Annotated in this window: 10 protein-coding genes; 8 read left to right on the forward strand and 2 right to left on the reverse strand. The window is 72.0% G+C overall.

The window, feature by feature from the left end; translation table 11 throughout:
• The first annotated feature begins 36 nt into the window (after positions 1-36).
• The 6 genes from ACZ7PG_RS01070 to ACZ7PG_RS01095 all read left to right on the forward strand — a co-directional run bounded on the left by ACZ7PG_RS01070 (position 37) and on the right by ACZ7PG_RS01095 (position 7,419).
• Positions 37-1,272, forward strand: a complete 1,236-nt coding sequence (locus ACZ7PG_RS01070) for a PucR-like N-terminal domain-containing protein (RefSeq protein ID WP_470237042.1) — start codon at positions 37-39, stop codon at positions 1,270-1,272.
• Between the two features lie 68 nt (positions 1,273-1,340).
• Positions 1,341-2,363 carry an aldose epimerase family protein gene (locus ACZ7PG_RS01075; RefSeq protein ID WP_470237043.1) on the forward strand — a complete coding sequence of 341 codons (1,023 nt, stop codon included), beginning with the start codon at positions 1,341-1,343 and terminating at the stop codon, positions 2,361-2,363.
• 342 nt (positions 2,364-2,705) lie between these two features.
• Positions 2,706-3,419, forward strand: a complete 714-nt coding sequence (locus ACZ7PG_RS01080; protein ID WP_470237044.1) for a transporter substrate-binding domain-containing protein — start codon at positions 2,706-2,708, stop codon at positions 3,417-3,419.
• Positions 3,420-3,536: 117 nt separating this feature from the next.
• Complete coding sequence (locus ACZ7PG_RS01085; RefSeq protein WP_470237045.1) at positions 3,537-5,120, forward strand: AMP-binding protein; 1,584 nt, start codon at positions 3,537-3,539, stop codon at positions 5,118-5,120.
• A 435-nt stretch (positions 5,121-5,555) separates the two neighbouring features.
• Positions 5,556-6,650, forward strand: coding sequence for a J domain-containing protein (locus tag ACZ7PG_RS01090; protein WP_470237046.1), 1,095 nt, complete (start codon positions 5,556-5,558; stop codon positions 6,648-6,650).
• A gap of 142 nt (positions 6,651-6,792) precedes the next feature.
• Complete coding sequence (locus ACZ7PG_RS01095) at positions 6,793-7,419, forward strand: LysE family transporter (protein WP_470237047.1); 627 nt, start codon at positions 6,793-6,795, stop codon at positions 7,417-7,419.
• Between the two features lie 46 nt (positions 7,420-7,465).
• Here the strand turns inward: ACZ7PG_RS01095 and ACZ7PG_RS01100 are convergent, their stop codons facing one another.
• Entirely contained in the window at positions 7,466-9,925 is a 2,460-nt protein-coding gene (locus tag ACZ7PG_RS01100; RefSeq protein WP_470238976.1) for a M14 family zinc carboxypeptidase, read from the reverse strand.
• A 209-nt stretch (positions 9,926-10,134) separates the two neighbouring features.
• Between ACZ7PG_RS01100 and ACZ7PG_RS01105 the strand changes: the two genes are divergently transcribed.
• Entirely contained in the window at positions 10,135-10,785 is a 651-nt protein-coding gene (locus tag ACZ7PG_RS01105; RefSeq protein ID WP_470237048.1) for a DUF998 domain-containing protein, read from the forward strand.
• On the opposite strand, the gene ACZ7PG_RS01110 is transcribed toward ACZ7PG_RS01105, so the two are convergent.
• Positions 10,773-11,630, reverse strand: a complete 858-nt coding sequence (locus ACZ7PG_RS01110; RefSeq protein WP_470237049.1) for a LysR family transcriptional regulator — start codon at positions 11,628-11,630, stop codon at positions 10,773-10,775. The two genes, ACZ7PG_RS01105 and ACZ7PG_RS01110, sit on opposite strands and share 13 nt — an antisense overlap.
• Positions 11,631-11,698: 68 nt before the next feature.
• Here ACZ7PG_RS01110 and ACZ7PG_RS01115 point away from each other — a divergent pair, with 68 nt between their 5' ends.
• Positions 11,699-12,667 carry an EamA family transporter gene (locus tag ACZ7PG_RS01115; RefSeq protein ID WP_470237050.1) on the forward strand — a complete coding sequence of 323 codons (969 nt, stop codon included), beginning with the start codon at positions 11,699-11,701 and terminating at the stop codon, positions 12,665-12,667.
• Positions 12,668-12,708 lie beyond the last annotated feature (41 nt).

The following is a 12,708-nucleotide window of genomic DNA, read 5'->3' on the forward strand; positions in this document are numbered from 1 at the left end:
CATGACCTTCGCGACGATGCGGAAAAAGGGGTGGCCATGACCCGGACGATCACCGTCCCGCACCCCCGTGGCACCGGCCGGGCCCACCAGCTCTGGGGCTCGCTGCCCACCGAGCTCGCGCGGCGGTTCCGGCCGCACGCCGACCCGCTCGCCCGGCGGATCCTCGAAGAGATCCAGCGGGCCGTGCCCGAGTACGCCAAGCCCCTGGAGGGCGAGTTCGGGAAGATGATCGTGCTGGCGATCGAGCAGGCCGTGCTCAGCTGCATCGACAGCATCGACGCGGCACCGTCCACAGAGGACAACTGGCCGAAGTTGTTCCGTGAGGTCGGAAAGCGCGTTCACCACGACGGCGGCAGCCTGAACTCGCTCCAGGCCGCCTACCGCGCGGGCGGGCGCGCGGCGTGGCGGTACGTGGCGGAGCTGGGTCAGGCCCACCGCTTCCCGGCGGCCGTGCTGTGCGTCGGCGCGGAGGCGATCTTCGCTTATGTGGAAGAGATTTCGTCCCACTCGGTCGAGGGGTACACGCTGGCGCAGGCGATGGCGACCGGCACGCTCGAACGCCGTCGCCGCCGGCTGCTCGAGCTCCTCCTGGCCAGCCCGCCGTCGTCCCCGGCGACGATCGCGACGATGGCGAAGGCCGCGAAGTGGACCATGCCGGAGTGGGTCACGGTCGTCGCGCTCGACCCGCGCAGCGAACAGCACCTGACGCCCGCCCCGCAGGTCGCCGACGACGTCCTGCTCGACCTCGAAGGCACCGAGCCCTGCCTGCTGACCCCGAACCCGGACCGCGACCTGCGGGGTCTCGAAGGCCGGCTGCCGGGCTGGCGCGCGGCCGTCGGCCCCCGGGTCCGGCCGGCCGACGCGGCGACGTCGGCACTGTGGGCGCGGCGAACGTTGGATCTCGTCCGCCGCGGCCTGCTCGGCGACCACGCGGTGACGCACACGGCCGACCACCTGGCGACGCACTGGCTGCTGCTGGACCGGTTCCTGCTCGACCAGCTGTCGGCGAAGACCCTGTCGCCGTTCGCCGGCCTGACGGTGAAGCAGCAGGTCCGTCTCGCGGAGACGTTGCTGAGCTGGCTGGAGCACAACGGGAACACGCCGGACATCGCGCAGGCGCTGGGCGTCCACCCGCAGACGGTCCGCTACCGCGTGAGCCAGCTGAGCGGCCTGTTCGGCGACCGGCTGAGCGATCCGGCGCGGCGGCTGGAGATCCAGATGGCCCTGCGGGCGCACCAGCTGCTGGGCACGCCGCCGCCGGGCGAGCACTGACCCTTGACCGTGCGGTGCGTCCTCCCGCATGCTGTTAGCGCTAACAGCGTTGGCGGAGGGGCCTGTCGATGACGCACACCGAACTCACCCGCGAGTTCTTCGGCCGCGTCGGCGACACCGACGTCCACCGCTACACGCTGTCCCGGCCCGGCGGGCTCACGGTCCGCGTGCTCGACTACGGCGGCGTCATCCAGTCGGTGGAGACCCCGGACGGCACCGACGTCGTCCTGGGCTACCCGGACCTCGAGGGGTACGTGGCGAACAACCGGCCGGGCGCGGCCCGGGTGTTCCTGGGCGCGCTGATCGGCCGCTTCGCCAACCGCATCGCGGGCGGCACGTTCGCCCTCGACGGCGTCCTGCATCGCGTGCCGGCGAACGACGGGAAGAACAGCCTGCACGGCGGCCCGTCCGGGTTCGACACGAGGATGTGGTCGGCAACCCCGCTCCCGGACGGAGTCCGGCTGACGCTGGTAAGCCCGAACGGCGACCAGGGCTACCCCGGCCGGCTCACGACGGAGGTGACGTACCGCCTCGACGCGCGGCTGCACCTGACGTACCGCGCGACGACGGACGCACCGACGGTGGTCAACCTGACGAACCACACGTACTGGAACCTGGCGGGCGCCGGGTCGGTGTACGACCACACGCTGTCGATCGCGGCGCAGTCGTACTGCCCGACGGACGAGAACCTGATCCCGGCCGGCGGCCCGGTGCCGGTCATCGGTACGCCGTTCGACTTCCGCAGGTCCTCGGCGATCGGCGCCCGCATCGGCGATCCCGACCCACAGCTGGTGATCGGGGGTGGTTACGACCACAACTGGGTCCTCGACGAGGGGGCACCGTTCGCCGCGCGGGCTTGGGAGCCGACGTCCGGCCGGTTGCTGACGATGTGGACTACTGAGCCGGGTCTGCAGTTTTATTCGGGTAACTACCTCGGTACTCCCGGCGCGGGGTTCGCGCTGGAGGCGCAGCACTTCCCGGATTCACCGAACCGGCCGGACTTCCCGAGCACGGTGCTCCGGCCGGGCGAGGTTTATCACCAGGAGACGGTCTTCGAGCTGGGGACGATGGATCGGCCGCCGGTGGAGTGAAAGAGGTTCGCCGCGCCCGGTCGGCCGGTGGTGTGAGCAATGCTCGCCGCACCGGTTGTGTGGGCGACCCCGCGCCCGGCCGGCTGCGCGAGCGACTTTCGCCGCGCCGGGCGACGTGGCGAACGCGACTTTCGCCGCGGCGGCCGGCCGGGTGAGCACTGCTCGCCGCGCCGAGTGCCGCGACGAACCTGCGCCGCCCAGCCGGTGGTGTGAGCAACGCCCGCAGCGCCGGGTGGTGTGGCTGACCTGCGGCCGGTCGGCTGCGCGAGCGGCTTTCGCCACGTGGTGGTGTGAGCGACACTCGGGCGCCCGGTGCTGGTTGCGGCGTTACCCTCGCCCCTCATGGGAGATCTTTCCGCTGACCTCGCGCCCACCGGGGTGCTGCGTGCCGCCGTCAACCTTGGGAATCCGGTGCTTGCCCACGGGACTCCGGAGGCGCCCGGGGGTGTCACCGTCGATCTTGCGCGTGAGGTTGCCGCGCGGCTTGACGTGCCCGTCGAGTTCGTCTGCTTTGATGCCGCACGGAAGTCTTTCGAGGCTCTGACCTCGGGTGCCGCCGATCTCTGTTTTCTGGCGATCGAGCCTGCGCGTGCGGCCTCGGTTGCCTTCACCGCGCCCTATGTCGTCATCGAAGGCGTGTACGTCGTTCCGGACGATTCGCCCTTTCGCTCGCCTGCGGACGTCGACCGGCCGGGCGTCCGGATCGGCGTGAAGGAAGGGTCGGCCTACGACCTCTTCCTGACGCGGACCCTTGCGCACGCGACGATCGTGCGTGGCTCGGACGGGGTCGTCGCCTTCGAAGAGCAGGGCCTGGACGTCGCTGCCGGGATTCGGCAGCCGATGACCGCCTATGTCTCCGCGCACCCTGGCACGCGGGTCGTTTCGGAACGGTTCATGCAGATCCAGCAGGCCGTCGGGACCACGCCGGCGCGGCAGCCTTCGACCATCGCGTTCCTGCGTGAACTGGTCGAAGAGCTGAAGGCGAACGGCTTCGTCGCCGACGCGTTGCGCCGCGCCAACCAGCCGGATGCCTCCGTCGCGCCGCCCGCGGGGTGAAGTCACGGAGTGATATCGCTTCCTCGTCGCCGCCGTCATCGGTGCGGCATAGCGTCTTCTCGACGGTCGCAACGAGTGCTACGTTTCCCAGGGTCGAAGTCGATCCGAGGAGCTGCGATGAGGCTTACTCCCAGCGCTCACACCGACTCGTTCTGCCGGGACCGGTTGCCGCCCGGGGAGCAGTGGCCGCGGCTCGTCTTCGACCTCCCCGAGCTGCACTACCCCGACCGGCTCAACGCCGCCACCGCCCTGCTCGACGGCGCCGTCGAGCGCTTCGGCGCCGAGCGGCCCTGCCTGCGCTCGCTTGACGAGACGTGGACCTACGGCGACGTGCTCGCGCGCGCCAACCGGATCGCGCACGTCCTCACCGACGAACTCGGGGTCGTCCCCGGGAACCGCGTGCTGCTGCGCGGCACCAACACGCCGTGGCTGGCGGCCTGCTGGCTGGGCGTCCTCAAGGCCGGCGCGGTCGCCGTCTCCACGATGCCGATGCTGCGCCGCCACGAGCTCGACAAGATCGTCGACCGGGCCCGGCCGGCCGTCGCCCTGTGCGACGAGCGTCTGCTCGACGAGCTGCCGCCCGGGCTGCCCGCCGTCTCCTATGGCACCGACCTCGCCGGACGCTGCGCGCGGCACCCTGCGACCTTCGACGACGTGCCGACCGCCGCCGACGACGTCGCCCTGCTCGCCTTCACCTCCGGCACCACCGGGACCCCCAAGGCGACGATGCACTTCCACCGCGACCTGCTCGCCATCGCCGACACGTTCTCCCGGCACGTCCTGCGACCCGACGCGGACGACCTCTTCTGCGGCACCCCTCCCCTCGCGTTCACCTTCGGCCTCGGCGGCCTCCTCGTCTTCCCGCTGCACGCCGGCGCGTCCGTGCTCCTCCTGGAGCGCGCCACACCCCGGGAGCTGGCTTCGATCGTCGCCGAGCGGTCGGTGACCGTGCTGTTCACGGCGCCGACCGCCTACCGCGCGATCCTCGGCTCCGGCGACGGCCCTCTCCTCAAGGGCGTGCGCCGAGCCGTCTCCGCGGGCGAGGCGCTGCCCGCCACCGTCGCCGAGCGGTACCGCGACCTCGTCGGCCGCCCGCTCATCGACGGCATCGGCAGCACGGAGATGCTGCACGTCTTCATCTCCGCGGCCGACGACGCCGCCCGCCCCGGCACGACCGGCACCGTCGTACCCGGGTTCCGCGCCGCCGTCCTGGACATCGACGGCTCGCCCGTGCCCGACGGCACCCCCGGGCTGCTCGCCGTGCGAGGCCCCACCGGCTGCCGCTACCTCGAGGACCCGCGACAGGCCGACTACGTCCGCGACGGCTGGAACATCACCGGCGACACCTACCTCCGCGAACCCGACGGCTACTTCCGGTTCGTGGCGCGCAGCGACGACATGATCGTCTCCTCCGGTTACAACATCGCCGCTCCCGAGGTCGAAGAGGTGCTGCTGAGCCACCCGGACGTCGACGAGTGCGCGGTCGTCGGCACACCCGATCCGGACCGGGGCGCCGTCGTGACCGCCTTCGTCGTGCCGCGACAAGGCGTCACCGCGGGTCCGGACCTCGTGCACGCCCTGCAGGAGCACGCCAAAGCCGTTGCGGCGCCGTACAAGTACCCGCGCCGGGTGCGGTTCATCGACGCGCTGCCGCGCAACGCGAGCGGGAAGCTGCAGCGCTTCCTGCTGCGCGAGCGGTGACGGGGGTGACGGGCCCGCTGCCGAGGTGGGGTGGCGGTGGGCCCGTCACGTCTGGGGAGTGCCGTGGACATGCCTCCATCCTAGCCGCGGACTCGAACACCTGTTCCCCTCCCTTTGGGTGAAATCCGGCTACGAAACGTCACCGCGATCCCGACGTTTCGCGCCGCGACAACACTTCCGGGTGACACAAAGTCCTCAATGGACACTCGCGGACCACGGCAAACGCGCCGGAACCCCCGTCCGGAGCCCCGTCACGCGCCCCAGCGGCGTCGCCGAACCGGGTGTGCGAATCGCCCGCCGTCGGCGATAGAACTCCTGACACCGCACTGACCTGCGCCGGAGGAGGATCACCCCGACGCGCCGCCGAGGCGGTGGCCGGCCCGGAAACCCGGTCCCATAAAGTCTTCGCGCAGCCATCCGGAGGTGAACGCCCGCGTGCCCGAGGTCGACTACTACGAGGTGCTCGGCGTCCGCCGAACCGCCACGGCGGCCGACGTCAAGACGGCCTACCGCCGGCTGGCGAAGACCATGCACCCCGACGGCGGCGGGACCGTCGGCACGTTCCGGCTGCTCCGCGAGGCCTACGACGTCCTGAGCGACCCCGTCGCCCGGGCGCGCTACGACTCCGGCGGCGCGACCGTGGTGGCCGTGCCGGTCCGGCCGCGGGCCCGGCGGCGCTTCGGGGACGAGCCCGGCTTCGTCCCCGACCTGCCCGACCTGGACGCCGAAGACCTGAGCTGGTGGCACTTCGCCGGTGAGGACACGCGGATGCGTCACGGGCGCCGTCGCGGGCCCGGGCACACGCCGGTGGTCGCCGCGGTCGGCGGGATGGTGCTCGTGCTGCTGCCGCTGGTCAGCGGGGTGGGGTTCAGCACGCCGGTGCTCATCGTCTGGCTGCTGCTGACCGCCGGCACCGCGCTGCTCGTCCAGCGCCTGGCCCGCGGGTACCTGCGGGCGAACAAGGCGCGCGACGCGTACGCGGAGGAGTTCGGCGGGCGCACCGTGTTCGGGTCGCCCGGCACCGAGCGCGACGAGCTGGCCGAGCGGCTCACCGCCGACCTGCTCGAGACCTACCTGACGCGGCTGCCCGGCGCGCGGATCTTCCACGGACTCGCCTGGCCGGGCTCGGTCTTCGCCGACGTCGACCACGCGGTGCTGTGCGGGAAGCGACTGGTGCTGATCGAGTCGAAGCTGTGGCTGCCCGGCCACTACGAGACGGCCGAGGACGGCAGGCTGCTGCGCAACGGCCGTCCGTTCCGCGGCGGCGGCAGCCGGCTCGCCGAAAGCCTCGCCGCCTACCGCGACCTGCTACCGGGCGTGGCACTGCGCGGCGCGATGATCGTGTACCCGAGCCGCAGCGGCGACCTGACCACGGCCGACCCGGGCGACCTGCCCGCGGCGCCGATGACGCCGGAGGAGTTCCTGCACGAGATCGGCGAGTGGCTCGCCGCCGACCCGTCCACAGTGGACCACCAGGCGCTGCGGACGATGCGTGACCAGGTGGTCGGCGGGGGCGGCCGCGCGGCGTGACCTCCGGCGTTTCTCGGAGCTGAGTGGGCCGGGCCGCACAAGCAGTGCCGTTCACCGGGCACTGAGCCGGCAGGACCGCAAGGCGCGGTGCCCCTTGCCAGGCCGGGGCGGGCGCTGCCGGCCGCCGTGTCAGGCTGAACCTGTGACCCCCGCTGCCACCCTGGGGACCGTGCTGCTGGCCTACCTTCCCGCGGCCGTCTCCCCCGGGCCCAACTTCGTGCTCATCGCGCACACCGCCGCGGCCGGGAGCCGGCGGGCCGCGGTGGCCGTCGCGGTCGGGGTCGTCGCCGCCGGTGGGGTGCTGGCCGCCGTTGCCGTCTTCGGGCTGGGCAGTCTGCTGGCTCGGGCGCCCTGGCTGGCCGCCGGCCTGCGCGTCGTCTGCGGTGGCTATCTCGCCTGGCTCGGCGTGCGGCTGTGGCTGCGGGCCCGCCGACCGGAAGCCGCGGAGGAGACGGCGAACCACGAACCCGTCACGCAAAATCCGAACCACTTCCGCCGCGGCGTGGTCAGCAACCTGACCAACCCGAAAGCCGCCGCGTTCTTCGGCAGTGTTCTCACGGCCACACTCCCGCCGACCGAACCCACCGCCGTCAAAGCCGCGGCCGTCGCGCTCATCCTCCTCGTCTCGACGGCCTGGCACCTCAGCGTCGCCCTGCTGTTCTCCGCCCCCGCCACCCGGCGCTGGTACGCGTACGCCAAACCCACCCTCGACCGCGTCGTCGGCACCATCCTCGTGGCCCTCGGCGTCACCCTCGCCGCAACGCCGTGAGGGCCTCCCCGCCGAAGCGAGAAGGCCCTCACTAACTAAAACCCAACTACCGGGTCCCGCCCGAAGCGCGCTGCTTCTGCGCGTGCGCGGAACGGGTGCAGACCTCGCCGACGTCGACCGTCTGGCCGCGGTCGGCGTACACGTCCGCCACGCCCACGAGCTGGCCCTTCGGCGACGTGCAGGTCAGCTGGTAGGCCTCCTTCGGCCCGTACGTCGGCGGGATCGGCGACGCGAACGACACGTCTCCCGTCCAGTCGTCGACCGTGGCCGGGTCGGCCTGGTCGTAGTTGACCACCACGGCGCGGTAGTCGCCGGCCGGCGGGTCGAACAGCACGGCGTGCTCGGACGTCGTGCCGCCGTTCGCCGACGAGCTGACCTGGTTGCCCGCCGCGTCGTAGATGAACAGGTCCCAGTCGGTGGCCGTGCTGGCCCAGTTGATGTTCACGCTGAACTTCCCGTTGTCGACCTGGGGCAGGCCGTTGACGTGGAAGGTGAACGAGTCACCCGCCGGGTCGACCGGGTAGTTCTGGTTGATCGGCGGCACGCCGGCCGGGTTGGTCACCGCTTGACCCTGCTGCGCCGGGCCCTGCGGGTCGCGCCCGTAGCGGCCCGCCACGTACGGCCTGGTCGACGGGTTGACCGACCAGGCGAACCGCCCGCCGGTGGTCGTGAACTTCGAGTCGAGGTTGTCGGTGACGTAGATCGGCGGCTTGGTGGAGCCGTCGGGCTGGATCACCGGCGACGTCGGCGTCTGGAACGTCTTGTGCAGCTTGAGCTGGTAGCCCTTCGGCGCCGAACCGATCAGCGTCGAGTGCTGCGCCGGGTCGGCCGCACTGCCCAGCTGGTCGAGCAGGGCCTGCCGGTTGCCGCCCTTGCCCGCCCCGGACGACGGCGCGAGGCCCTCGTACTCCGCGACGACGCTGTCGGCGTACGGCCCGTGGAAGCCGTTGCCGCCGACCTCGATGGTGAAGCCCCAGCCACCGGTGGCCCAGTACGACCAGTCTTCGGTGCTGCCGGTGGTGTCGTACAACGCCCAGCTCGGCTGGCTGATGTAGCCGTTGCGCGACGCCATCTTGTCGCCGAGGGCCTTGTAGGCCGGCTCCTCCAGCGGCGGGCGGACGTCGGCCACGCCCGGCGGGCGCAGCACCAGCGCGGCGACGGTGTGCATCGTCATCAGGTTGGTCACCTGGCGCGAGGACACGATCGAGCGGACGTTGCGCACCTCGGGCTCGCTGAACGGCGCGGACCCGCGGAACGTGTCGCCGCTCCAGGCGATCTCGGCACCGGCGCCGCCCCAGAAGCCCGCGTAGTTGCGGTTCGGGTCGGTGCCGCGCAGGCGGCCGCCGGGGTTGGCCTTGCAGACGCCGGTGGCGTACTGCGGCGGCGAGTCGTTGACGTTGCAGTTCTTGCGCTTCATCTCGTAGTCGAACCGGGTGAAGTCGCCCTTCGGCTCGGCCTCGCGGGAGATCTCGAAGCCGTCCGGGTTGATGACCGGCACGACGATGTTGCGGGTCTTGCCGACGAGGCTGCGGATCGACGCGTCGTGCGCGTAGCCGTTGATCAGCTCGTACGCCCACTCCATGACGTGCTCGGCGGCCGGCCACTCCCGGGCGTGGTGCACGCCCATGGTGAAGTTCACCGGCTTGCCGTCGGTGATGTTCTTGACGTCGGTGGCGATCTCGACGCCGACGACGTCGCGGCCTTCCCAGGTCGACTCGGGCATGGTGAACGCCGAGACGAGACCGGGGTTCTTGCGGGCCAGCTCCTTCAGCTCGTAGTTGTAGTCGTAGAGGTGCCGGTAGCTGGTGCGCCCGGACGGCAGCGCCGAAGCGGCGGTCTTCGCGGCGTACTGGCGGTCGGTCTTCGCGTCCTGGACCGACTTGGCCGAGAGGTCGGCTTCGATCACCTTGGACTTGAAGCCGCTGTTCTTCAGCAGCTGGCGGTCGGCGTCGTCGGCGAGGACGACCTCGATCCCGGTCGCGTCACCCTTCTCGGTGACGTCGAGGCCGAGACCGGTCAGCTTGTTCTTGTCGGCGCGCGTCGGCGTCTCGACCCGGACCAGCTCCGCCTTCTGCGCGGTGGTCGGCGTGCCCTGCGGGGTCAGCGCGAGGAAGTCGACGCCGAGCTGGGCCCGGTCGGCCGAACCGCCGTAGCGGCAGCCCTGGACGACGAGCTCCTGGCCCTTCTTCACGAAGCTTTCGGCGAGCTCGTGGGTGCGCAACGCCGTGGAGGCGGCGACCACCGCACCCGTCGCCTTGTCGAACACGGCGACGTCCCAGTCGCCTTCGGCGCCCGAGGTCGGCTTCAGCCGGGCCTGGACGAGTCCGTCCACAGTGGACGTCAGCTCGCGGCGATCGGTGCCCGAGGTGCCCTTGGGCAGCACTTTCGCGAAGCACGAGCGTGGTACCGACTTGTCGGCACGCAGGATGTTCTGGGCCGCGCCGGCGGTACCGGCCGGTAACGTGACGAACGCCGCCGCCAGCGCCACGACCGAAGCCGCCAGCACCAGTCTTCTTGGTGAATTCCCCACAGGCAAAGACCTCCTTGAGCGAGGCCGGCACAGCACGGACGTACCGGTAGCGAGTGACCGTAATGGACGAAAACCGGCTACGGTAACCGCCGTAAGTCGTACAGCCTTGACCCCGTTTTCACACCAAGGTTCGCCCGAAAGAACCTTCACCGGGAGTTCAACCACCGGTCGGCTACTGTCGGTTCATGGTCACGGTCCCTGCGCGACGGACATCGCTCGCGGTCTCGCTCGGCGGGGTCGCCGCCCTCGTGATCGGTGCCGCGCTGGTCCTGCTGCTCCAGGTCATCCCGCCGACCGACCGGATCAGCGCGACCCGCCGCACGATCAGCGAATACGGCCTCTCGGACCACAAGTGGGTGTTCGACCTCGCGGTGATCCTGGTGGCGCTCGGTTCGGCGGCCGGGCTCGCGGTCCTGCACAGCCAGCGGCGGCTGCCCGTGCCCGCGGCCGTCCTGGGTACATTGTGGACGGTCGGACTGCTGGTCATCGTGGCTTTCCCGAAGCCGGACTGGGCCACGGTCGCGCGCTCGGACTTCGGCGGCACGCTGCACCGGGTCGCGAGCGTCGTGGCCTTCGTGGCGCTCCCGCTGGCGGTGCTGGTCGCGGCGCGCACGGCGTTCCCGGGCTCCCCCGGCCGCCGGTGGCTCGCCCGCGTGCTGGCAATCGCGTCGCTGGGCTGGTTCGCGGTGATCCTGTGGGCCGTGGTGGTGGCCGCGATCGACGGCGGCCGCTGGTGGACGATCATCCCGCTCGGCCTCGTCGAACGCGGGATGGCGCTGACCGAGCTGATCGCGCTGGGCGTCCTGCTCGCTCCGGCGCGTCCTCAGGAGCGGTAGAGCTCGGTCAGCAGGGCGGCGGCCAGGTGCGTCGCCGGGTGCGCGTCGCGGAGGCGCCAGATCAGCCGGACCGGGATGCGGCCGGCGTCGCGCAGCGGCCGGTAGCGGATGCCGTCGCGCCGGTACTGCGCCGCGGTCGCTTCGGGGGTGACGCCGACGCAGCGCCCGGTCGCGATCGCCGCCAGCCAGTCGTCGATGTCGTGGGTGTACTCCACCGCCGGCTGGCCGTCCTCGGGCCACAGGTCCGGTGTCGTCGTGCCGGTGCGCCGGTCGACGACGAGCGTGCGGCCGCTCAGCTCGGCGAACGGGATCACGCGGCGCCGGGCCCACGGGTCGTCCGACGCGAGCGCGACGCACCGGCCTTCGTGGCCGACGACCGTGTGGGCGTAGCGGCGGGTGTCGACGGCGGTGCGGACGACGGCCAGGTCGCAGCGCCCCTCGGCCAGGCCGCCGGTCGCCGTGTTGGTCCGCACCAGCTGCAGCTCGACGTCGGGATACCGGTCCTGCCAGCGCCGCTGGAACTCCGCGGTGTGCCGGCCCACCGCCGACCACGCGTGCCCCAGCCGCAGCCGGGTGTGGCCGGTCGTGACCTCGTGGACCAGCGTTTCGGCGTCGGCCAGCAGGACCCGCGCCCGGGCGAGGACCGTGACCCCGGCCGTGGTGGGTTCGACGGTCCGGCTCGTGCGGTGCAGCAGCCGCACGCCCAGGACCCGCTCGAGCGCGAGCAGCGTCCGCGACACCGTCGCCTGGGAGACGCCGAGCTCGAGCGCGGCGTCGGTGAAGCTCCCGGCGTCCACCACCGCGACGAAGTGCCGCAGGTGGCGCAGCTCCAGCGAGGCATCCATGCGCTCAGCGTATAGCCGGCGTGTCGGATGCATTTTGCGTATGCCCCGCCGGCCTCGATAGTCGGGGCATGACGAGCGAAGGACGCCTGCGCGGGGCGGCACTGATGACGGGCAGCGGGCTGTCCAACCAGGTCGGGGCGTCGGTCGCGGCCCTGGCTTTCCCGCAACTCGGGCCGGCCGGTGTCGTGGCCGTCCGCCAGTGGGTCGCGGCCGCGGTGCTGCTGGCGACCGCGCGGCCACGGCTGCGCGGGTTCACCGCCGCCCAGTGGCGGCTCGTCCTGGCCCTCGCGCTGGTGTTCGGGACGATGAACCTCTCGCTGTACAGCGCGGTCGACCGCGTCGGCCTCGGCCTGGCCGTCACCCTCGAGTTCCTGGGCCCGCTGGCCGTCGCCCTCGCCGGGTCACGGCGGCGAGGCGACTTGCTGTGCGCGCTGGTCGCGGCGGGGGCGGTCGTGGTCCTGGTCCGGCCGCGGCCCAGTACCGACTACCTCGGCATCGGCCTGGCGCTGCTCGCCGCCGCGTGCTGGGCGGCCTACATCCTGCTCAACCGCGAGGTCGGCGCGCGCATCCCCGGCATCGCGGGCTCGGCGGCGGCCGCGGGCGTGTCCGGGCTGGCGTACGTGCCGGTCGGCGTCTGGGCGATGATCGCGCACCGGCCCGGGCTCGGGGCGGTCCTGGCCGCGGTGACCGCCGGCGTCCTGTCGTCGGCCGTGCCGATGCTGGCGGACCTGCTGACGCTGCGCAGCGTCCCGGCGCCGGTGTTCGGCACGGTGATGAGCGTGAACCCGGTCCTGGCGGCGCTGGTCGGCTGGGTGGTTCTCGGCCAACGCCTCGACGCCCTCGCGTGGGCGGCGATCGGCGTGATCGTCGCGGTGAACGTCTTCGCGGTGGTCAGACCTGCAGCACCGGTTCCGTCGTCTCCGTCAGCCGAGGGTCCGGCTTCTCCCCCGACATCGCCAGGAAGCCCCGAGCCACCCGCAGCAGCAGCGGCCAGTTCTTCGGCTTCTTCTTGTCCACCCCGCCGATCAGCTGCTTGAGCATCGACAGCGTGTCGAAGTAGATGCGCTCGCACACGAGC

The organism is Amycolatopsis sp. NPDC114504 (assembly GCF_055633595.1).